General features: G+C 58.3%; 23 protein-coding genes. 19 read left to right on the top strand and 4 right to left on the bottom strand.

Annotation, left to right across the window (positions count from 1 at the left end):
• Positions 1-56 precede the first annotated feature (56 nt).
• The 5 genes from J2S62_RS12485 (at position 57) to J2S62_RS12465 (ending at position 5,868) form a co-directional block, all read left to right on the top strand.
• On the top strand, positions 57-1,229 hold the full coding sequence (locus tag J2S62_RS12485; protein ID WP_310175221.1) for an acyl-CoA dehydrogenase family protein: 1,173 nt from the start codon (positions 57-59) through the stop codon (positions 1,227-1,229).
• 110 nt (positions 1,230-1,339) lie between these two features.
• A complete protein-coding gene (locus J2S62_RS12480) occupies positions 1,340-2,104 on the top strand; it encodes an SDR family NAD(P)-dependent oxidoreductase (RefSeq protein WP_310175219.1) in 765 nt (254 codons plus the stop codon).
• A 47-nt stretch (positions 2,105-2,151) separates the two neighbouring features.
• Entirely contained in the window at positions 2,152-2,934 is a 783-nt protein-coding gene (locus tag J2S62_RS12475; protein ID WP_310175217.1) for a crotonase/enoyl-CoA hydratase family protein, read from the top strand.
• A gap of 10 nt (positions 2,935-2,944) precedes the next feature.
• Positions 2,945-4,663 (top strand): class I adenylate-forming enzyme family protein, encoded by a 1,719-nt coding sequence (locus J2S62_RS12470; protein ID WP_310175215.1) that lies wholly within the window; start codon positions 2,945-2,947, stop codon positions 4,661-4,663.
• 35 nt (positions 4,664-4,698) lie between these two features.
• Complete coding sequence (locus J2S62_RS12465) at positions 4,699-5,868, top strand: CaiB/BaiF CoA transferase family protein (RefSeq protein ID WP_310175213.1); 1,170 nt, start codon at positions 4,699-4,701, stop codon at positions 5,866-5,868.
• 73 nt (positions 5,869-5,941) lie between these two features.
• Here the strand turns inward: J2S62_RS12465 and J2S62_RS12460 are convergent, their stop codons facing one another.
• Positions 5,942-6,769 carry an oxidoreductase gene (locus tag J2S62_RS12460; RefSeq protein WP_310175211.1) on the bottom strand — a complete coding sequence of 276 codons (828 nt, stop codon included), beginning with the start codon at positions 6,767-6,769 and terminating at the stop codon, positions 5,942-5,944.
• A gap of 187 nt (positions 6,770-6,956) precedes the next feature.
• Here J2S62_RS12460 and J2S62_RS12455 point away from each other — a divergent pair, with 187 nt between their 5' ends.
• Positions 6,957-7,583 (top strand): PaaI family thioesterase, encoded by a 627-nt coding sequence (locus J2S62_RS12455; RefSeq protein ID WP_310175209.1) that lies wholly within the window; start codon positions 6,957-6,959, stop codon positions 7,581-7,583.
• A gap of 158 nt (positions 7,584-7,741) precedes the next feature.
• Here J2S62_RS12455 and J2S62_RS12450 read toward each other — a convergent pair whose 3' ends face one another.
• Positions 7,742-7,969 (bottom strand): tautomerase family protein, encoded by a 228-nt coding sequence (locus tag J2S62_RS12450; RefSeq protein WP_310175207.1) that lies wholly within the window; start codon positions 7,967-7,969, stop codon positions 7,742-7,744.
• Between the two features lie 167 nt (positions 7,970-8,136).
• Between J2S62_RS12450 and J2S62_RS12445 the strand changes: the two genes are divergently transcribed.
• The 4 genes from J2S62_RS12445 (at position 8,137) to J2S62_RS12430 (ending at position 11,663) form a co-directional block, all read left to right on the top strand.
• Positions 8,137-9,057, top strand: a complete 921-nt coding sequence (locus J2S62_RS12445) for an amidohydrolase family protein (protein ID WP_310175204.1) — start codon at positions 8,137-8,139, stop codon at positions 9,055-9,057.
• 107 nt (positions 9,058-9,164) lie between these two features.
• Positions 9,165-10,304: an acyl-CoA dehydrogenase family protein gene (locus J2S62_RS12440; RefSeq protein ID WP_310175203.1), complete on the top strand. Its 1,140-nt coding sequence runs from the start codon at positions 9,165-9,167 to the stop codon at positions 10,302-10,304.
• A gap of 51 nt (positions 10,305-10,355) precedes the next feature.
• Positions 10,356-10,718, top strand: coding sequence for an ArsR/SmtB family transcription factor (locus J2S62_RS12435; RefSeq protein WP_310175201.1), 363 nt, complete (start codon positions 10,356-10,358; stop codon positions 10,716-10,718).
• A gap of 3 nt (positions 10,719-10,721) precedes the next feature.
• Entirely contained in the window at positions 10,722-11,663 is a 942-nt protein-coding gene (locus J2S62_RS12430) for a cation diffusion facilitator family transporter (protein ID WP_310175199.1), read from the top strand.
• A gap of 8 nt (positions 11,664-11,671) precedes the next feature.
• On the opposite strand, the gene J2S62_RS12425 is transcribed toward J2S62_RS12430, so the two are convergent.
• The gene (locus tag J2S62_RS12425) at positions 11,672-12,220 is read right to left on the bottom strand and encodes a YceI family protein (RefSeq protein WP_310175198.1); all 549 of its coding nucleotides are present in this window, start codon (positions 12,218-12,220) and stop codon (positions 11,672-11,674) included.
• A gap of 199 nt (positions 12,221-12,419) precedes the next feature.
• Between J2S62_RS12425 and J2S62_RS12420 the strand changes: the two genes are divergently transcribed.
• The 9 genes from J2S62_RS12420 to J2S62_RS12380 all read left to right on the top strand — a co-directional run bounded on the left by J2S62_RS12420 (position 12,420) and on the right by J2S62_RS12380 (position 19,979).
• Entirely contained in the window at positions 12,420-12,779 is a 360-nt protein-coding gene (locus J2S62_RS12420) for a GntR family transcriptional regulator (RefSeq protein WP_310175883.1), read from the top strand.
• 14 nt (positions 12,780-12,793) lie between these two features.
• Positions 12,794-13,720, top strand: coding sequence for an ABC transporter ATP-binding protein (locus J2S62_RS12415; protein ID WP_310175197.1), 927 nt, complete (start codon positions 12,794-12,796; stop codon positions 13,718-13,720).
• Positions 13,717-14,481: a hypothetical protein gene (locus tag J2S62_RS12410; RefSeq protein WP_310175196.1), complete on the top strand. Its 765-nt coding sequence runs from the start codon at positions 13,717-13,719 to the stop codon at positions 14,479-14,481. The genes J2S62_RS12415 and J2S62_RS12410 overlap by 4 nt, the downstream gene beginning before the upstream one ends.
• 265 nt (positions 14,482-14,746) lie before the next feature.
• Positions 14,747-14,980, top strand: a complete 234-nt coding sequence (locus J2S62_RS12405) for a heavy-metal-associated domain-containing protein (RefSeq protein WP_310175195.1) — start codon at positions 14,747-14,749, stop codon at positions 14,978-14,980.
• A 28-nt stretch (positions 14,981-15,008) separates the two neighbouring features.
• Positions 15,009-17,018, top strand: coding sequence for a heavy metal translocating P-type ATPase (locus J2S62_RS12400; protein WP_310175192.1), 2,010 nt, complete (start codon positions 15,009-15,011; stop codon positions 17,016-17,018).
• A 40-nt stretch (positions 17,019-17,058) separates the two neighbouring features.
• Entirely contained in the window at positions 17,059-17,484 is a 426-nt protein-coding gene (locus J2S62_RS12395) for a cupin domain-containing protein (protein WP_310175190.1), read from the top strand.
• Positions 17,485-17,513: 29 nt separating this feature from the next.
• Positions 17,514-18,419 carry an NADP-dependent oxidoreductase gene (locus J2S62_RS12390; protein ID WP_310175188.1) on the top strand — a complete coding sequence of 302 codons (906 nt, stop codon included), beginning with the start codon at positions 17,514-17,516 and terminating at the stop codon, positions 18,417-18,419.
• Between the two features lie 113 nt (positions 18,420-18,532).
• On the top strand, positions 18,533-19,366 hold the full coding sequence (locus J2S62_RS12385) for a methyltransferase domain-containing protein (protein WP_310175186.1): 834 nt from the start codon (positions 18,533-18,535) through the stop codon (positions 19,364-19,366).
• Positions 19,367-19,391: 25 nt separating this feature from the next.
• Positions 19,392-19,979 (top strand): class I SAM-dependent DNA methyltransferase, encoded by a 588-nt coding sequence (locus J2S62_RS12380; RefSeq protein WP_310175184.1) that lies wholly within the window; start codon positions 19,392-19,394, stop codon positions 19,977-19,979.
• Here J2S62_RS12380 and J2S62_RS12375 read toward each other — a convergent pair.
• Entirely contained in the window at positions 19,976-20,299 is a 324-nt protein-coding gene (locus tag J2S62_RS12375; RefSeq protein WP_310175182.1) for a hypothetical protein, read from the bottom strand. The two genes, J2S62_RS12380 and J2S62_RS12375, sit on opposite strands and share 4 nt — an antisense overlap.
• Between the last annotated feature and the right edge of the window lie 118 nt (positions 20,300-20,417).

Genomic DNA, 20,417 nt, shown 5'->3' with positions numbered 1-20,417 from the left:
CGGTCACCTGTCACCTACTGAATCGCAATGTCTACCCACCGAAGAAGGAGCATGCAATGATGCGCAGAACAATTTTCAACGAGGATCACGATGAGTTCCGGGAAATGGTGCGTGAATTTGTCGCACAAGAACTCGTCCCGGTCTTCGACAGCTTCGAAGAAAACGGCAAGATAGATAAATCCTTCCTCGCCAAGATGGGCGAAATGGGTCTGACCGGCCTGCAGATCCCAGAAGAATACGGTGGCGGTGGCCAGACGGACACCTTCAAATACAACGCGATCCTGACCGAAGAAACCGCATACGCTGCAACTTCGCTCGGCACCCTCCGGGTCCACCAAGACCTGGTCCTGCCCTACATCATGAGCTACGCCAATGAAGAGCAGAAACAGCGCTGGCTGCCAGGCATGGCCGCGGGCACGATGATGACCGCCATTGCCATGACTGAACCGGGCACCGGCTCTGACCTCACCGGTATTCGCACTCGAGCCGAATGGGATGGCGAGCAGTACATCCTCAACGGTGCCAAAACCTTCATCACCGGTGGCGTGTTGGCCGACCGTGTGCTCGTGGTAGCGCGCACCTCGCCGTTCGATGAAAATAACCGTCGCGGCGGCCTGTCTATCTTCGTCGTGGATGTCGAGAGTGAAGGCTTTGAAAAGGGCCGTGAGCTCGAAAAAATCGGCATCAAGGCGCAGGATACGGCGGAGCTGTCCTTTACTGATGTCAAAGTGCCCGCCGAAGACTTGCTCGGCGAGGAAGGCAAAGCCTTCGAGTATCTGAGCCACAACCTTCCACAAGAGCGTCTGACCATCGCCGTCAATGCGGTTGCCAGTGCTCAAGCAGCCATCAACTTCGCTGTGGAATACGCCGAAGAACGCAAAGTCTTTGGTACCTCGCTCAAAGAATTCCAGAACACCAAGTTTGTACTCGCTGAATGCTCCACCGAAGTGCAGGCCGCTCAGGCGCTGTTAGACAATGCGTTGGAAGCACACGATGCCGGTGAATTGAGCCCGGCCGATGCGGCACGTCTGAAGCTGTTCACAACCGAAGTTCAGGCCCGGGTCGTCGACAAATGCCTCCAGGTACACGGTGGGTATGGCTACATCCTGGAATACCCGATTGCGCGTCTATACACCGATGCCCGCGTCACCCGAATTTACGGGGGCACCTCCGAGATCATGAAATCGATCATCGCCAAAGACATGGGCCTGTCAGCCAGCCGGAAATAACGGGCTGCTCAACTCGAGACTTTCTTCACGCCCCGCGCGCTGCGCGGACTTAGCAACCAAATAATTACTTATGAGGTTTCAAGAACCTCACGAACAACTGGAGAGATTTTATGGATATTCGTGGTCATGTTGCCCTTGTTACCGGTGGAGCGTCCGGAATTGGTCTGGCGACCGTCCAGCGGCTCGTCAGCGAAGGCGCGAAAAAAGTCGTCGTTGCAGACTTGAACCCCCCGAAGGACGAGGTTGCTGCCGAACTCGGCGATGCGATTCAGTTCGTTGAAACAAACGTGACGAACGAAGAACAGGTTGCAGCGGCGATGGACGCTGCAACAGAATTGGGCGATTTACGCGCAGTCGTCCACTGTGCAGGTATCGGCGGGCCGATGCGTCTGGTGCAAAAAGACGGCTCCCCGGGCGATCTTGAGCACCTGAAACGCATTATTGATGTGAACCTGGTTGGAACCATGGTCGTTGCAAGCCAGGCAGGCGCCCGGATGGCGAAAAACGAAGAGCTCGACGGTGAACGTGGCGTCATCATCTTCACCGCCTCGGTTGCAGCCTACGAAGGCCAAATCGGTCAGGCCGCCTACGCGGCTTCCAAGGGCGGGGTTGTCTCGCTAACGCTATGTGCAGCGCGTGACTTCGCATCGAAGAAGATCCGTGTGGTCACCATTGCTCCCGGCACTGTTGACACTCCATTGCTGGCGAATGCTTCGGACGAAGTCCGGGAGTCCCTGGCACAGATGGTTCCCCACCCGGCTCGCTTGGGTCGACCAGACGAGTTCGCTCACCTGGCCTTGTCCATTATCGAAAACGCCATGATTAACGGTGAGACCATCCGCATGGACGGCGCCATTCGCATGGCCCCTCGCTAAGGCTCGCGAAGTCAAGACGTCTCGACGATTAGATAGGAACCGCAAATATGGTGGAAAACCGCGCAGCTGACCGAGAAGTACTCACCGAGGTCCAGGGATCAGTCCTGGTCATCACCTTGAACCGACCGGAAGCCAAAAACGCTGCCACGGCAGCCATGGCTGAACAGATGGCAGAAATCATTGACGATTTCGAAGCCAACGACGAGCTGTTCGTCGCGGTCATCACCGGTGCTGGCCAAACCTTCTGCTCCGGCATGGACCTGAAAGCCTTCGTACGTGGTGAGCGCCCATCGATTCCAGGACGAGGTTTCCTGGCACTGACCCAACGCCCACCGACCAAGCCCGTCATTGCTGCCGTGGAAGGCTACGCGCTAGCTGGTGGATTCGAAACCATGCTGGCGTGTGACTTAGTGGTCGCTTCTGAAGCAGCAAAATTCGGGATCCCTGAGGTTAAGCGCGGTCTTGCCGCTGCCGCAGGGGGACTGTTGGAGCTTCCGAAGCGCACACACCGGGCTGTCGCGATGGAGATGGCCCTGACCGGTGACATCTACGAGGCGGAATTTGGCTACCGGCACGGCTTCGTGAACCGGCTGACCGCCGCAGGTGAAGCCCTGGAGGAAGCGATTAAGCTGGCCAATGCCATTGCCGCCAACGGACCACTTGCGGTGAAAGCTTCCAAGCGAATCATCACAGAATCTCCAGGCTGGTCGGAGGACGAGAAGTTCGACAAGCAGGCGGAAATCACTGGTCCGGTCTTCGCTTCTGAAGACGCGAAAGAAGGCGCTACCGCATTTGCGGAAAAACGCGCGCCCCAATGGGCCGGGCGCTAAGCCGGCACCGATGAGTACAGTCGAGAAGGGACAGACTATGCAGTACTACTACCCGCCGGGTATGCCACGAACATTGGATTACGTGGAGGCGACCGTACCTGATCTGCTGATTTCAGCAGCTCATCGGTACGGTGATCGAATTGCTGTCGTTGATGGCGAGGAAACGCTGAGCTACCGGCAGCTATTAGTCAATGCGCAGTCTGTCGCTTCCGACTTACAAGCACACGGGGTGGGCACCGGCGATACCGTGGGGCTACATTTGCCGAATAACCTGCATTTCTTCACGGCCTATTATGGGGCACTCCTCACTGGTGCCGCTATTACACCGGTCAACCCGCTACAGCCGCCGGTGGCCCTAGCACGGCAGTTGACCGAGACCCAGGCGAAAGCTGTCATTACCCATGCGGCGCACGCTGAACCACTGGCAGAAGTGGTCGAGACGCTACCACTGGCACGGATCATCGCGATACAAGAAGATGACGAGACCCAGCTTCCGTCATTCGGCAAGACTCCGATGGTTCAACTTGCCGAACTGTTGGCACAACCCAAGCCGGATTTCGTGCCAGCTGAGGTCTCGACCCATGATGTGGCACACTTGGCCTTTACCGGAGGAACCACGGGAGATCCCAAAGGGGTGCGGGTCCTGCATCGCAACGTGATAGCCAACGTGACACAGATGTGCGCGTGGCGATTCGCGTCATTTATCGTTCCTGACCCACAGACCGTTCTTGCCCTCGAGCCCACACCGCTTCGTGAGATCAACCCGATCATCCCGGGGGAGGCCGCCACCGTTCAGGTTCCGCCGCTGTTTCACGCTCAGGGACTCGTCAACTGCGCGTCCTTTTTGATCGCTGGCATCACCATCGTTTTACAGCGCCGGTTTAACGCAGAAACATTTTTCCGGGACGTGCAAGCGTGGGATGTGCAGTACGTATCGGGCAACCCACCGATGTATCTTGCGCTGGCAGACCACGGCAGAAAAACCGGTGCCGTGCTCCCGAGCATCCGCGTCGCTGTGTCAGGGGCGGCCCCGATGACCGACGCGGCAGCAAAGAAAGTCGCGACCGTGCTGCCCAATGCCAAGATCATCGAGGGCTATGGATTAACCGAAGCTTCGTGTTTGGCCACCGCTTCGCCGTTGACCGATGACAGCATCACCAAGCTTGGCAGCGTCGGGCTACCTGTTGCTGATACCACCATCGAGATTCGCGATACCGATGGCAGAACTGTACTCGGGGACAACGAAGAAGGTGAGCTGTGGATCCGCGGCCCGCAAGTCACCGACGGGTACAGTAACGCCCCTGAACAAACTGCTGAGCAGTTCGTCGATGGTTGGCTCAAAACCGGCGATATCGGGATGCGTGATTCGACCGGTTTCATTTGGATCCGCGACCGGGCCAAGGACATGCTCACCTATAAGGGCTACAACGTGTACCCGAAAGAGCTGGAACAAGTTGCTGCGGAACATCCTGGGGTCGCTGAAGTCAGTGTCGTCGGGCGCGAAGTAGACGATGTGGGTGAAGTTCCCGTGGCCTTTGTGGTCGCCAATGAAGGCTACGAAGATGCCGCACAGGACATTTTAAGATTCGTTGCGGATAGAGTGCTGCCGTATCAGAAAATTCGTGAGCTGCATTTCGTCGAGAAACTTCCAACGTCTGATGCTGGCAAGGTTCTCAAACGAGAAATACGGAGCCTGTTGGAACAACAAGGCGAAACGATCAACAGCTAGTAGCTGCGGATTCATGAATAAGGAGTGAAATCGACGTGGTGGGCTTAAACGAAACTACGAATCCAACTGGACCGCTTGCGGGCGTTGTCGTGGCAGACTTTTCCCGGGTCTTGGCCGGTCCGTATGCAACGGTGATTCTGGCGGACCTCGGGGCAACCGTGATCAAGGTCGAGGGTCCGCAGGGTGACGACACCAGAAGCTGGATGCCACCAGCGTATGAAGGCGTGGCCAGTTACTATCAGTCGGTCAACCGCAATAAGCACGCGATTACCTTAGACTTCAAGGACGCCGAGGATCTTGAGGTCGCAAAACAAATCGCGGCCAAAGCAGATGTGTTCATCCACAACTTCAAACCCGGCTCGATCGACAAATTTGGACTCGGCTATGAGGCCGTGCGCGAGTTGAACCCCAGCATTATTTACACCCATATCAGTGGGTTCGGCACGCAAGAGGGCGGCCGCGATCTACCCGGCTACGACATCCTGGTTCAGGGGATGTCTGGGCTGATGGACATGAACGGGGACCCCGATGGCCCACCTGTTCGATCAGGGGTTTCGCTGTTCGATCTGACCGCCGGGATGATGACCGCCGTGGGCATTTCAAGTGCGTTGCGGCACCGCGAGGTCACTGGGGAGGGCCAGTTGCTGGAGAATAACTTGTTGTCCAATGCTATCTTCACCATGATCAACCAGTATCAGGTCGCCACGACCACGGACACGGTGCCGACTCGGTTAGGGAAAGAACACGGGACGATCTATCCGTATAACCAGTTTCCCACCGCTGATGGCGACCTTATTGTCGTGGCCGCAAATAACGGCCAGTTCCGTCGATTGTGTACGGTGCTGGGACTCGAAGAGCTCGCCGAGGATGAGCGCTTCAACACGCCAGAAAAACGCAACGTCAACCGCAATGAACTGCGTCCTTGCATAGAACGGGCACTGTCACGCCAAGGCAAACAGGAATGGTACCGCGAGCTGTCCGCAGCCGGGTTACCGGTGGCGCCAGTACAAAATGTGCTGGAAGGCTACGAGATGGCCTCGGAACTCGGACTGGAACCGTTATGGACCACCGGTAAAGAAGGGGACCTTCCGACAGTCCGGAACTCGCTGTCCTTCAGCGCGACACCGGCCTCGTATCGCAAAGCTCCTCCAGCCATGAACGAGGATTCAGAAGCAATCCGCGCGTGGCTCGCCGAAGAACAGTAGGCCTTCGACCAGGCGTGCCTTCAACACATTGGCCGAAGGCACGCCATGGTAGAGCCTGCATCCAAGCAGCCGATTAATCAAAATCGGTGTCGCGTCCTAGATGCTCCCATTTCCTTAAATAATCCAGCTGGCGTTGCAAATCCTTTTGCGCTAAATCTGTAGCTAGCTGCCCCAGCGGCAGTCGCAGCGGGGGTTTGTCTAGTTCAGCCAAGTTCATAATCGCCTGAGCCGCTTTGACCGGATCGCCGGCTTGGGTGCCATCAACGCTGTTATTTTCTTCGCGGATCTTGCCAGCGGTTTCAGCGTAGTCATCAATCGGCGCCTGAGACTGGTACAACGAGCGACCTGCAAAATCCGTGCGGAATGGACCCGGTTGGACAACCGAGACGCGAATGCCCAAAGAACGAACCTCTCGCATCAGAGCTTCCGAAGTAGCTTCCAAAGCCGCTTTAGTCGCCGCATAATAACCCATACCAGCGGGGCTCACCTGACCGGCGATCGAAGAGAGATTAATGATCATCCCCGCTCTGCGGGCTCGCATCGATGGTAAGACGGCGTTGATCAGCTTCACGGCGCCAAAATAATTGGTCTCAAACATCGGCCGGATGACCTCGTCTTCACCTTCTTCGACGGCTGACCGATAACCGTAGCCGGCATTATTCACGAGCACGTCAATGTCACCAAGACGTTCCCGAGCGGTTTCGACGGTCGTGGCAATCTGCTGGTCATCAGTGACATCGAGCGCAAGCGCTACAGCAGTATCGGGATATTCTTCTGCAAGATCTGTCACGGCTTCCACGTTGCGGGCGGTGATGACAGCAGTGTGACCAGCTGCCAGGACCTGTTGTGCCAAGGCACGGCCGAAGCCCGTCGAGCATCCGGTAATGAACCATGTGGCCATGAAAAACTCTCCTGAGTGTGTGCGGTGTGATGATAGAAGCCTATTATCAGGGCCGAGTATTGGGTACGACTGGGGTGCGATCCTGTTGGACTGCTTCAGGCGATGCGCGGCAGCACGCTCCGGAGACATCACCGCGCTTGAGGGTGAAATATCTCACTATTTGAAGTTTGGTTGTTATGGTGGGTGAATGACTTCTGTGGATTTTGTAGATGCAATTGCGCTGGCGAAACATCGCCAGAATTTTGAGGAGACGGAGCATACGCGGGCATATCGTGAGATGCTGGCCGCGGTGCGTGGATTTCAAAACGCAGTGGTGCAGGCCAATCCCAGCCCAGAGCAGCTGGAGCAGATGACAACCTCGCTGCAACAGATGCAGGCGATGTTGGAAGCCCAGGCGCTACCGGAGGTCGAACGTTGGTACGGCCGAGGTGGGGGTCGTGATGGCAAGTTGCAGCTGGTTACCCCGCAGTTGATCTTTGAAGAAGTGGAAGACGATCGCATTCACGCTCACACGACCGCAGGTGAATTTTACATTGGCATGAACGGTGCCATGCACGGTGGGATCGTCGCAACAATTTTTGATGCACTGCTGGGGCGGATGGCCGCGGGCACGCAGGGGCGGGTGTGCCGCACGGCTTACTTGACCACAGAGTACAAAGCGATCACCCCACTAAATCAACGGTTGGACCTGGTCGCAAAAGTTGAGTCCGTAGAGCGTCGGAAGCGGTTTGTGACCGGGCAGCTATGGCATGGTGACACCTTGTGTGCCACAGCTGATGCGTTGTTCATTGAAATGCTGCCTGGGCAGCAGTAAGCCACCGGGCCCGTCCTACCTCGTGCTTTCCTCGGGCAACTTCATGATCCAAGTGGCATACGGGGTGCTGCCATGGGTGGTAGCAGTGTGGCTGTTGAGACACTACGACTCCGAGACGCTGACCAAACGGGTTTCTGGCGTACCGGAAGCCGCGTAGCTTATTCAGGTTTTGAGACTGCGCGCGAGGCGATGTACAGGTCTTCTGGGCGGTAGCGTTCTTCAATGGTCTGAGTGAACTCTTCGCCGGGTACTTCAACGATGGATACTGAAACAGCCTCCTCGTCAGTTCCGAAGGTCTCGACGTAGAACTGCTGGAGTTTTTCGGCAATGTCGCGTTTCGTGGCGTCATCGCGCCCCGGATACAGGCTGACGGCAATGTGAGGCATAACAAAATCTCCTTGTGTAGCGATCAGAAGGACAGCAGTCACAGGATACGTTATCTGCTCGCCTCAAGGGGAGAGCCACCAAGCTCCGTGCCGGCGCCTAGTTGCAGTGAACTGGGTCACTAGAATGGGGGCTGCAGTAATCTCACACCTTGACTCCAGGAGACTTGATGAACCAGCTCACCCCGCCCACCTCAGATGAAGAAATCCCAGCCTATATTGCAGCGTTAGGCCTACCGGGGATTATAGATTTGCACGTGCACTTCATGCCTGAGCGGGTCCAGCAGAAAGTTTGGGGCTTTTTCGATCGCCTGCCCGAGATGGGCGCGCCGGCCTGGCCGATCGCCTATCGTTACAGCGACGACGAGCGAGTTCAGATCCTTCGCAAACTTAACGTTCGGGCCTTCAGTACGTTGAATTACGCGCATCGACCAGGCATGGCGCAGGTGTTGAATGACTATTCACGCGACTTCGCTGCCCAATATGAAGATGCGATTCATTCCGCAACCTTTTACCCGGAAACAGGTGTCGAAGAACAAGTTGGGCAAGTCCTTGCTGACGGCGCTCAAATCTTCAAAGTGCATGTGCAGGTCGGCGCGTTCTCTCCGCTGGACCCGCTTCTCGATACATCCTGGCAACTGATCGCCCAGGCTCGTACGCCAGTCGTGATCCACTGTGGGTCAGGCCCGCACGGTGGGGAATACACGGGGCCCGAACCGATCATCAAGCTCGTTGAGCGCCACCCGGACCTTGTCTTGGTGATCGCGCACATGGGTATGCCCGAATACGACGAATTCGCACAGCTCGCCCGTCAGGCCCCGAACGTGTACCTGGACACCACCATGGTCGGTACTGATTTCATTGGTCAAAATTTCGGTTCCATGCCCGAAGGCTACCTCGACACCGCGGCGGAACTGCGAGACAAAATCGTGCTGGGGACAGACTTTCCGACCATTCCCTACAGCTATAGCCACCAGCTCGAGGCGCTGCACAACTGGGGACTTGGAGCAGACTGGATGCGCAGCGTGCTGTGGCTTAATCCGCAGCGACTCCTTGCCAACGCGAAGGTTTCTCGCGCAGCGGCAGAGTAAATCAGCCTGCGCCCTACGAATCTTCAAACCATTACTGTACAGTTGACCAGTAGTGACATATGTGAGTGCTAACACTTACTTCCACGCTTTGAAGAAAGGTGACTTCCATGGTGGCGTTGACTGAAGAACAAGAATCTCTACTTGAGGTAGTACGTGACTTTGCTCAGGAGCGGATGGCGCCGCATGCCTTGCAGTGGGACACCGACAAGCACTTCCCCGTCGACGTTTTAGCTGAAGCCGGTGAGATGGGACTGGGTGGCATTTACATTTCTGAAGAGTACGGCGGCGCGGGGCTGACGCGGCAGGATGCCGTATTGATCTTCGAGGAATTATCGAAAGCTGATCCCGCTCTGGCGGCCTATATTTCCATTCACAACATGGTGTTGTGGATGATCGACACGTATGGCAATGACGAACAGCGCGCCAAGTGGGTGCCGGACTTATCGTCGATGAAGAGCTTGGGCAGCTATTGTCTAACCGAACCGGGTGCCGGTTCTGATGCGGCCGCATTGACCACCCGAGCGGATCGCGACGGCGATGAATATGTACTCAATGGCGTCAAGCAATTCATCTCCGGGGCAGGGGCAACTGACTTCTACGTGGTGATGTGCCGAACTGCCGATACGGGATCCAAGGGAATCTCTACCGTAGTAGTGCCGGCGGATTCACCCGGACTGTCCTTCGGCCCAAATGAGTCCAAGATGGGCTGGCACACCCAGCCGACCCGACAGGTGATTTTCGAGGACGTTCGGGTGCCGGTCGCGAACCGCTTGGGCGAGGAGGGCGATGGTTTCCACATCGCGATGAAGGGCCTCAATGGTGGACGCATCAATATCGGTGCGTGCTCGCTGGGTGGGGGACGAGCTGCTCTCGAGAAATCGGTCGCATACCTCAAAGAGCGCACCGCATTTGGCGGGCCGTTGACCCAGCAACAGTCCTTGGTATTCGAACTGGCTGACATGGACACCGAACTCGAAGCCGCGCGCACCTTCTTATTGCGCGCCGCCGGAGCACTGGATGACGATGCACCTGACACCGTCAAACTCTGCGCGATGGCAAAACGAGTCGCCACCGATACCGGGTTTGAGGTGGCAAATAAAGCCTTGCAGCTGCATGGGGGTTACGGGTACCTACACGAGTACGGGATCGAAAAGCTCGTCCGCGACTTGCGAGTCCATCAAATCCTGGAAGGCTCCAACGAAATCATGCGTCTGATTGTTGGTCGCATGCTGATCGACCGTAGCTAAAAACTCGCCCGACCGCTTCACTTCATCGCCATAGGACGGTATTATCGCCCTATGGCGATGAATCATGTGTGGGGTAATGACAAGAAGTTAACCGAGGCCTACGCGCACCTGTTTCAAGCCTTTGCCGAACCCGCGCGCCTGGCCATTCTTCAGCATCTAACGTTGGGGGAGCACCGCGTTCGTGAGTTGGTGGATCACCTGGGGTTAGCCCAATCGACGGTCAGTAAACACCTGAAATTTCTAGTGGAATGTGGGCTCATCACGGCCCGCCCGCAGGGACGTTCCACCTGGTATGCGCTCGCGGATCCTGACGCCCTACAAACCTTGATCGTCGCTGCGGAACGTATGGTGTATGCAGCCGGTCCGCACACGCAACATGTGCACGGACCTGAGGCGGAGTTGGAGGTGTCCTAAACCATGGGTGTAGGCCATGATCACGCACCGTCGGCAGCGACGGCCGGGCAGGCCCCAGATTTTCGCAAGAAGCTCTGGATCGCCTTCAGTATCACCGCGATCATTGTCATCGTGCAGGCCGTCGGCAGTGTGGTCACGGGCAGTTTGGCCCTGCTGACCGATACCGTGCACGCCCTCACCGACGCGGCCGGCCTGCTCGTCGCCCTGATCGCCGCCACGCTTGCCCTCAAGCCCGCCACCGCACAGCGCACGTGGGGCTTCCGACGCGTCGAAGTCATTGCGGCACTGGGGCAAGCCACCGTACTGCTCGTCGTCGGGGTCTATGCAGCCATTGAAGGGATCCGGCGGCTCGTGCATCCGCCAGAAGTGCCACCGTTTGAGCTGTTGGTCTTTGGGGTGCTGGGCCTGACGGCCAATATTATCGCGCTGACGGTGCTGGCCTCGAGCCGTGGTGCGAATTTCAATATGCGAGCGGCATTCCTCGAAGTACTCAATGACGCCTTAGGCTCGCTGGGCGTCATTGCCGCTGCGGTCGTGATTGCCACGACGGGCTTTCAGCAGGCTGACGCAATCGCTAGCTTACTCATCGTGGCCCTGATTGTGCCGCGCGCCTATCTGTTGATGCGCGAAACCCTAAGTGTGCTCATGGAGTTCACGCCCAAGGGGTTGGACTTAGAAGAAGTGCGCCGCCATATTTTAGAACTCGACCACGTGATCGACGTGCATGATCTCCACGCATCCACTGTGGCCACCGGCCTGCCGGTGCTCACCGCGCACATCGTGGTGCACGATGAGTGCTTTGCGGACGGGCATGCTGCTCAGCAGCTGCAAGAAGTGCAGCGATGCGTCAGCGAACATTTTGACGTGGCCGTGCATCATTCAACGTTCCAGATCGAAACCGCAAGTGTGGCAGCCCAAGAACCCGCGGTGCTGCGACATAACTGAGGCGAGGGTCAGACGTGTTGCTCGCGCTTGACCAGAGACAGCTCGAATTCCAGCGTAATTTTGTCACTGACCAACACCCCACCAGAGTCCAGGGGCGTGTTCCAGGAGATGCCCCATTCTTTGCGAGTGATCCGTCGGGTGCCTTCGAGTCCGGCCCGCAACGCTCCCGAGGGGTCGCGCTCTAATCCGGTCAGGGCGAGCGGCAGGGTGAGCGGTCGTGTGATGCCGCGCAGCGTGAGCTCCCCGACGACCACGTAATTATTTTCTTCTATCTCGTCGATGGTGTCAGCGGTAAAGACCATCTCCGGGTGGTTCTCGGTATCGAAAAAGTCCGCACTGCGCAGGTGTTCGTCGCGCTGCTGGTTGCGGGTATCAATGCTGGCCAGCTGGACTCGCACCTCCACTCGAGCATCGTCGGGATTGACGAACACGTGCCCGGCGACGTCGTTGAAGGCGCCGCGCACCTTGGTGACCATGGCGTGGCGGGCTGAAAACCCAATCCGGGTGTGGGTGGGATCGATGTCCCATTCGCCTGCCAGTACCTCATTATTGGGCATGTTCGGAGTCCTTTGCCGTGCGGATGGCACCCACCGGATCGTGATGCTGACAACATCCTAGTGCAGCAATGTCTAGGTGCGCCATCGAGTTGACTAGACAAAAAGAAAAGTCTTGCATCCTCATGAGTTCATTAGTAGACTAATGAACCAGCGGGGCAGTGAACCCGCGAAGCTATCTGACAATTGCGGAAGGTGAGTTCTGATGGACGATGGACGCCCGCTGTTTATTCAGATCGCTGAGGCGATAGAGGCCTCGATACTGGACGGATCGCTGGCCGAAGACGAACAGGCGCCATCGACGAACGAACTCGCGGCATTTCACCGCGTCAATCCGGCAACCGCCGGCAAGGGTCTGAATCTGCTCGTGGATCGAGGGATCTTGCTCAAGCGACGTGGGTTAGGCACATTCGTGGCCCCGGGTGCTCAACAGATGGTGCGCAATGAACGTGTTGAGCAATTCGCCCAACACTACGTAGACCCTCTGCTCGACGAGGCAAGGGCCATCGGACTCGATACGAAGGCGGTCTTGGCGATGATTCGCGACCGCGACGCTTCCTAATCAAGGAGAACACTATGACAACCTCGGATACCGATACGAGGGTCTGGGCAATCGAAGCCCAAGGTGTGACTCGCCGTTTCAAGGACACCCTTGCCCTCGATAATGTCACACTCAATTTTGCCAAAGATCAGATTCACGGTCTGCTGGGCCGCAACGGTGCCGGCAAGACTACGCTGATGTCGGTCATGACCGCACAGGACTGGCCATCTGACGGCGAGGTCTATGTCTTCGGGCAAGTGCCACACGAAAACGAGCAGGTGCTGCCCGATATCTGCTTCGTCCGCGAAGACCAACGGTACCCCGAGGATGCGATGGCCAAACACGCTTTCGCGGCTGCTCGAGATGCCTTCGAAAACTGGGACGAAGACTTCGCTCAACGGTTGATTAAAGACTTCCGGCTGCCCGAGAAGACCGCGATCAAAAAAATGTCTCGGGGTCAGAAATCGGCCGTCGGGGTGATCATCGGGTTGGCATCGCGAGCGCCCCTAACGGTGTTCGATGAACCGTATATGGGCCTGGATGCGGTGGCCCGACAGCTCTTCTACGATCGTCTGCTGCAGGACTATTCGGAAAACCCCCGCACCATTGTGCTGTCGTCTCATCTCATCGACGAGATTGCTCACTTGCTGGAACACGTCGTGGTGATCGACCAGGGCAAGATTTTGGTCGATGAATCCGCTGAAGCTTTGCACGGTCGAGCCGTCACACTGGTGGGTCGGGCCGATGCCGTCGACCAAGTCGTCGGTGACCGCGAAGTGCTCGACCGCGAAGAACTGGGGCGTATCGTTCGCATCACGGTGCTGGGCAGGCTATCGACCGAGGAGCGCCGACTGGTCGCAGACCTCGACCTCGACGTCATCCCCGTTTCTCTACAACAACTCATCGTGCACATGACGCGCAACAACGTCCTGGGGCAGACCGAATCGGAGGGTATCTCATGACCTCGACAACACTACAAAACCCCAATACGAAACGCTCAAGCTTTGCGCGGGTTCCCTCAGCGTTTCGTCTGCAATTCGCGGTGCCCTACTCGTTCATTTGGCTGCCGATGGTCATCTTCGTCCTCGCCTGGGCGTTTGGGCTGGGCATCGGATTCCTGGTCGACTCACAATCGCCCGACCGGATTCCCGCAGAGGAGCCGATTCACACCACCGGGGCGGCGCAAGCTACCATCTGGTACCTGGCGTTCATGGCCGCCTACACCGCATCCCATACATTCCCGTTTTCAGTGGCGCTCAGCTACAGCCGCCGGGTGTACCTGATCGGCACCTACCTGACCTTCTTAGTGGTGTCCGCCGGGTACGGGGCAGCAGCCATGCTGGCCTATTGGATCGAACGGGTCACCGATGGGTTTGGCAGACACCTCTATGTCTTCGGGTCACCGTCGTTCGAAAATCTCGGCGGGGCCCTGGGCGTCGGATGCTTCGGGGCCGTGCTGGCACTGTTCTTTATGTGCTTCGGATTCTTCTGGGCGATCCTGTACCGCAGAGTCACCATTCCAATTCTGTGGACGGTCATCATCGGCGTCATCGTCGTCATCCTCGGTGCCGTCGCACTGATCACCATCAACGACTGGTGGATCAACGTCGGCATGTGGCTCGTCGAGCAAAACGCATTCACACTGGCGGGATGGGGTCTGCTCGCCACCGTGCTGCTGGGCCTGTTGAACTACGTGCTGATTCGTAAAGCAACCGTGAGCTAAGGCCGTATTTCTTTCCCACGGCCGTGCCCACCACTGGAAACCTTCCGGTGGTGGGCACCTTTTGCTGTCATATTCACCGTTTACCGGATGGTGAAAGAGTGCTGGCGGTGTGCCAGACTGCCTCGTATGTGTTTCTTCCGCTGCGTGGATCAAAAGCAGTCTTGACGTACGTCAAGGCACGTCAGACGGAGATCGCATACCGTGAGAAGCGAACCTGAAAGATTTCAGGGTACTGAACGATAACTCACAAGTGTTAGGAAAGATAATGAGCACCAACACCAATACCCACACCCTGCTTCGCGCCGAAGGCTTCTCCTGCCCGTCGTGCGTGAACAAAATTGAAAAACGCGTCGGACGCCTCAAAGGTGTCGAAGACGTCAAAGTGCACTTCGCAACGGCCCGTATCGAAGTCGACCACGACGAATCCAAAGTATCGGTCGATGACTTGGTCGCCGCCGTGGCCAAGGCCGGCTACAAAGCCACCCCCTCCGCGTTCTAAAACCGCTTGACTCAAGGAGGGCTGCGTTGTGAATTGGTTTCGAAAATGGTGGTACGGCAACTGGGCCGTACCCGTTATCTCCGGTCTGCTGATCCTGGCATCCTTTGGGGTGCAATACCTGGGCGGTGGCGCGTGGAACACCGTGGTGGGCCCACAGTGGTGGGTCGACGCCGGTGAACACGCCCACGGTTCCGGGCAAGTCTTTACGCTCGCGAACCTGCTAATGCTGGCCGCCGCGGTGGTGGCCGGCTACGGGATTGTGCTCAATGCGGTCCGGGCGCTGATGACCAAAATGATCAGCATCGATCTGTTGGTCTCCGTTGCTGCCATCGGCGCGACGATCATCGGGAACTTCTGGGAAGCCGCCGCGGTGACCTTCCTGTTCGCCATCGGACACGCGCTGGAAGCCGCCACGATGAACAAAACGCGCTCAGCGTTGGCCGAGCTCGTGGCCGTGGCCCCCGACTTTGCGGTGGTCATGCGCGACGGGGAACAACAAGAGGTCCCCGCCCACCAGGTGCGGATGGGCGAAATCGTCCTGGTGAAAAACGGGGCGAAAGTACCCGTTGACGGTCAGGTCGTCGCCGGTACCGGAGCCCTGGATGAAGCCTCCATCACCGGTGAATCCATCCCGGTCGAAAAATCCAAGAGCGACCAGGTGTTCGCCGGAACCATTTCACGCAGCGGCTTCTTACAAGTCCTGGCAACCGGCGTCGGCGCTGACACCACGCTGGCCCGCATCATCCACCGCGTTGAGGAAGCCCAAGACGCCAAAGCTAGAACCCAAGCATTTATTGACCGGTTTTCCACCTGGTACACCCCCGCGGTCTTCATCCTGGCACTGCTCACCGGGCTGATCACCCAGGACGTGGTCCTGGCGCTGACCCTGCTGGTCATCGGTTGTCCCGGTGCACTGGTCATCTCGATTCCGGTGGCCATTGTGGCAGGTATCGGACGCGCGGCCCGCAACGGCATCTTGATCAAAGGTGGCGAATACCTAGAAACCTCCGCCAAAATTTCTGCGGTGGCCGTGGACAAAACGGGTACCCTCACCGAGGGACGTCCCAAACTGACCGACATCGTGGTCTTAGACCAGACCCTGTCACGCACCGATGTGCTCCGGTGGGCCGCAGCCGCAGAAGCCGGTTCCGAACACCCGCTGGCACGTCCCATCTTGGACTCAGCACGCGAAGAAGGAGTAGGGCCCGTCGGCATACCCGGGGATGTCACGCCGGTGGCGGGCAAGGGCATCGTCTCTGCGGTCGAGGATACCAGGGTGCTAATCGGTAACGCGCCACTGTTAGAGCAGTACGGGGTCACCGATTCGGTGGGCGCGGATGCTGCCGCCAACGATCTGGCTGCCCAGGGTAAGACCCCGATGATCGTGGCGGTCGATGACGCCGTGATCGGCGTGATCGCCGTGGCCGACCAGATCCGGACCGACGCCCCGAAAATGGTGGAACGCCTGCACGCTGCCGGGGTCGACAAGGTCGTCATGCTCACCGGTGATACCCGTCTGGTGGCCGAAGCCATTGGCAAAGCCACCGGCATCGACGAAATTCACGCGTCGCTGTTACCCGAAGACAAGCTCGATGCCGTCGCAGCGATGCAGCGTGACGGACACACGGTGGCCATGGTTGGTGACGGGGTCAATGATGCCCCGGCACTGGCCACAGCGGATATCGGGGTGGCGATGGGGGCGGCTGGTTCTGCGGTTGCCGTTGAAACGGCCGATATCGCGCTGATGGGCGACAACCTCATGAAGCTGCCCGAGTCCGTCAGCCTCGCCAAGCGCACCATCAGTGTGATGCGCCAAAACATCTTCATCGCGTTGGCCACCGTGGTGGCACTGCTGATCGGTGTGTTTGCCGGCGGCGTCACCATGTCGGTTGGCATGCTCGTGCACGAAGGCTCCGTCCTGGTGGTCATCTTGAACGCCATGCGACTGATGCGCAACGACCAACACTCCACGGCCATGTCCAAGGCGGCCCGCAGCCCGGCGACCCAAACCAAAGACACCCAGGCTGTGGACGCCTAAACGTCCACACCACCACAAGGTCTCAAATAAGGAGTAGCACATGACAGAAAAGCATTTCGAACTTGAAGGCAACATCAAACACTTCACGATCGCCGACATCGCCCAGGAAAGCCCCGATTTCCGCAGAACACTGTGGACCGGCGAACACGCCCAGATTGTGATCATGACCGTCCCGGTCGGCGGGGAAATTGGCGACGAGGTGCATGAGCACACCGACCAGATTCTGACCTTCATTTCGGGGACGGGTGAAGGCGACCTCAACGGCGAAACCCACCCGATCGAGGCCGGTGATCAGTGCGCCGTCCCCGCCGGCGCCCAACATAACTTCCGCAACACCGGTGACGAACCGCTGGTGCTCTACACGATCTATTCGCCACCCGAGCATTCGGCGGACGCCCAGTATGCGACTAAGGAAGAAGCCGACGCCGCGGAAGCATCAGGCGAAGATAAACCACCACAGGCCTAAGTTGACGCCGACCCAAGGAGAAAAACACCATGTCAAAAACGCTGGTCTTCACCGAATTCGGTGGCCCCGAAACCCAACAGCTGATCGACCGCGAGGTGCCGGTACCGGAGGCCTCGCAGGTGGTCATTGAAGTCAAAGCTGCCGGTGTGAATCCAGCAGATTGGAAGATTCGGGCCGGACAGATGGGTGACCACTGGAAACTTCCCGCACCGATGGGCCGCGAAGCCTCCGGAATCGTCACCGCGGTCGGTTCCGATGTCGAAGATTTTGCGGTGGGCGACGAGGTCCTGGGTCTGGCGGCCAAAGGCCACGGGACGTTTGCAGAACACACCGTGCTCAATGGAAAGCAGACCGTGGCAAAACCCGAAGAGCTCAGCTTTGCGAACGCGGCGGCCCTGCCCGTGGCCGGGGGCACCGCCTACGACGTCACGCATCAGATCGAGCTGGAAATCGGCCAGACCATGGTCATTCTAGGTGCCGGTGGGGGAGTGGGCCTGATGGCCGCCCAAATCGGCAAGGTGCACCAATTCAATGTGATCGGGGTGGCCAGCGCGTCAAAACAAGAGCTTGTGGAAGCTACCGGTGCCACCTTCGTTGAGTCGGGCGACGGCGCGGCCGACAGGGTGCGCGGAGTTGCCTCCGACGGTGCCGACCTGCTCATTGATTTGGTGGGCGGCCAGCCACTCCGCGATATCGCCTCGGTGGCCAAAGACCCCAGCGTCATTATCTCCACCGCTGACCCTGCCACCGCTGAAGAACTCGGTGGCGCAGGTGTGGAACGTACCAATGAGGGACTCGAAAAGATCACCGGCGTCGCCGAGTACGGCTTGGTTGACCCCAACGTGGTGCAACGGTTCAGCCTCGATGAGGTCCAGCAGGCCATCGCCGTTGTCGAAGAAGGGCACGCGGCCGGCAAAGTGATCATCGAACCCTAAGCGTATTCCTCTGCGCGGTGCTGTTCGTGACGGTTTGTGGCCGGGAGCATGAGATCTCGGTAACGTCTTCCCTAGAGTGGAGCGCAGACCGTCACGAACTCGAGGAGCCTTTTTTGCCGAATACAGCATCTGAACGTGTAGCCCAGGCGGCGTATGACAGCCGGGACGCCGGTGCGTTCTATTCCCAAATTTGGGGTGGGAACGATATTCACCTTGGCATCTACACGGCAGACGATGAACCCATCGCTGACGCGAGCCACCGGACCATGCAGCACATGGCCGAAAAGATCCGGCAGGGTGGCATCGGCTACGTCGTTGACTTAGGTTCGGGCTACTGTGGGGCCGCCCGATTCCTTACCCAACACCTCGACAGCAAGGTGTTGGCCGTGAACCTTAGTAGTGCGCAAAACCGTCGCGCCGAAAGCCTCAACCAGCGGGCGGGTGTCCACGATCGCATCGTCGTGGCGGACGCCAGTTACAACGATGTGCCAGCATCGGATGCGGTCGCAGACCTGGTGTGGTCCCAGGACGCGTTCTTGCACGCACCACGCCGCGACGTACCAATGGCAGAGGCCGCCCGGATACTCAAACCAGGCGGCGAATTCCTCTTCACCGATCCCATGGCGGCCGACGGGGTGTCCGCGGCCGACCTGTCGGGCGTTCTGGAGCGTCTGAACTTGACGTCGTTGGCTTCCCCGAGTGAGTATAAGCAGCTGGCCGCCGATGCCGGGCTAGAATTCGTCGAGTTTGATGACCTCAGCGACATGCTACCCATCCACTACGGCCGGGTACTCGAAGAAACCCGCGCCAACGCTGATGAGCTATTGAAAACCGCAAGCCAGCAGTACCTAGACGCCATGATGACCGGACTGCAGCACTGGGTCGACGCCGGGAACCGCGGCCTGTTGAGCTGGGGTATTTTCCACTTCCGCAAACCCGCCGCATAACACCGCGGCCAGATGGGGCACGTCTATGGATGAGATCGGGAACGCCTACGACGCAGAAGCGACTGCGGCCGAACGCCTCCTCGGCACCGCGGTGTCACCTGATGACCCAGACCGAGCAATTATCGAACCCTGGGCAAACACTGTAGCCGGCCCCATCCTGGATGTCGGTTCGGGCACGGGACGCTGGACCGGGCACCTTGTGCAGCGTGGCCATGACGTCACTGGGCTAGAGCCAGCCGAACGGCTACTCCGTATCGCGCGGAAGAGTCACCCCGCGGTGCGTTTCTGTCACGGGTCGATCTCGGATCTTGTCCTGGCAGAGCGCCGCTGGGTCGGCATCCTGGCGTGGTATTCAGTCATTCACATGGGCCCCGACGAATTACCCACAGCCCTTGCGACGCTTCAGCAAGCCCTCGATCCCAACGGCACCATGTTGTTGTCGTTCTTTTCCGGGCCACACCTACAAGCGTTTGACCACCCGGTCGCAGTGGCCTACCGATGGCCCATGGCCGATATGCGCCACGCGCTGACCGAGGCAGGCTTTGAAGTCATTGACCAACACGGAGAGCCCAGCGCTATTCACGCCCACATGATCGCCCGGCAGGCGCGTTAGTGCCCGGCGTGGTGAGCGTCCACAATAGCGTCGAGTTTCGCGTCCACAGTGTCCACCGACGTCGGGTCCAAGTCGGTCGCATCAAACGCCACCCCGTGGCCCTTGAGTAAAAAGTCCAGTTTCGGCTGGAGCTGTTCGATCGTCTCATCCCGCATCGTTGACGGGTCTCCGCCGTGCGCGCTGCACAGCGCATTGGCTTTAGCATGCAGTGAAGTGTGCGACTCAAGATCAAGATTCGAGGCGTCGAAGTCGGTCACATTGTGATCCTCGAGCAAAAAATCTAACTTCTGGTGCAGGGTGGTCATCGATACGTCGGTCATGAGAATTCCCTTCTTACAGAAACACAGCGATGCCTCGAGTGTAACGAATCTCAAAGCTCGTGCATACGATCCATTGAGCCCCCTGAACCCCGTTGATACGCTGCATGGAAGGGTTCCT

Source organism: Enteractinococcus fodinae (assembly GCF_031458395.1).
Lineage (GTDB): Bacteria > Actinomycetota > Actinomycetes > Actinomycetales > Micrococcaceae > Yaniella > Yaniella fodinae.
Note: the sequence above shows the minus strand (reverse complement) of the source record. Positions and strands in the feature narration are given on the sequence as shown.

Bases quoted from the DNA above. Each gene is read 5' to 3' on its own strand.
- J2S62_RS12485 (WP_310175221.1), top strand. From the start codon at position 57: ATGATGCGCAGAACAATTTTCAACGAGGATCACGATGAGTTCCGGGAA.
- J2S62_RS12470 (WP_310175215.1), top strand. From the start codon at position 2,945: ATGAGTACAGTCGAGAAGGGACAGACTATGCAGTACTACTACCCGCCG.
- J2S62_RS12445 (WP_310175204.1), top strand. From the start codon at position 8,137: ATGAACCAGCTCACCCCGCCCACCTCAGATGAAGAAATCCCAGCCTAT.
- J2S62_RS12375 (WP_310175182.1), bottom strand. From the start codon at position 20,299: ATGACCGACGTATCGATGACCACCCTGCACCAGAAGTTAGATTTTTTG.
- J2S62_RS12405 (WP_310175195.1), top strand. From the start codon at position 14,747: ATGAGCACCAACACCAATACCCACACCCTGCTTCGCGCCGAAGGCTTC.
- J2S62_RS12460 (WP_310175211.1), bottom strand. From the start codon at position 6,769: ATGGCCACATGGTTCATTACCGGATGCTCGACGGGCTTCGGCCGTGCC.
- J2S62_RS12440 (WP_310175203.1), top strand. From the start codon at position 9,165: ATGGTGGCGTTGACTGAAGAACAAGAATCTCTACTTGAGGTAGTACGT.
- J2S62_RS12435 (WP_310175201.1), top strand. From the start codon at position 10,356: ATGGCGATGAATCATGTGTGGGGTAATGACAAGAAGTTAACCGAGGCC.
- J2S62_RS12390 (WP_310175188.1), top strand. From the start codon at position 17,514: ATGTCAAAAACGCTGGTCTTCACCGAATTCGGTGGCCCCGAAACCCAA.
- J2S62_RS12455 (WP_310175209.1), top strand. From the start codon at position 6,957: ATGACTTCTGTGGATTTTGTAGATGCAATTGCGCTGGCGAAACATCGC.
- J2S62_RS12425 (WP_310175198.1), bottom strand. From the start codon at position 12,220: ATGCCCAATAATGAGGTACTGGCAGGCGAATGGGACATCGATCCCACC.
- J2S62_RS12410 (WP_310175196.1), top strand. From the start codon at position 13,717: ATGACCTCGACAACACTACAAAACCCCAATACGAAACGCTCAAGCTTT.
- J2S62_RS12475 (WP_310175217.1), top strand. From the start codon at position 2,152: ATGGTGGAAAACCGCGCAGCTGACCGAGAAGTACTCACCGAGGTCCAG.
- J2S62_RS12380 (WP_310175184.1), top strand. From the start codon at position 19,392: ATGGATGAGATCGGGAACGCCTACGACGCAGAAGCGACTGCGGCCGAA.
- J2S62_RS12480 (WP_310175219.1), top strand. From the start codon at position 1,340: ATGGATATTCGTGGTCATGTTGCCCTTGTTACCGGTGGAGCGTCCGGA.
- J2S62_RS12395 (WP_310175190.1), top strand. From the start codon at position 17,059: ATGACAGAAAAGCATTTCGAACTTGAAGGCAACATCAAACACTTCACG.
- J2S62_RS12430 (WP_310175199.1), top strand. From the start codon at position 10,722: ATGGGTGTAGGCCATGATCACGCACCGTCGGCAGCGACGGCCGGGCAG.
- J2S62_RS12415 (WP_310175197.1), top strand. From the start codon at position 12,794: ATGACAACCTCGGATACCGATACGAGGGTCTGGGCAATCGAAGCCCAA.
- J2S62_RS12450 (WP_310175207.1), bottom strand. From the start codon at position 7,969: ATGCCTCACATTGCCGTCAGCCTGTATCCGGGGCGCGATGACGCCACG.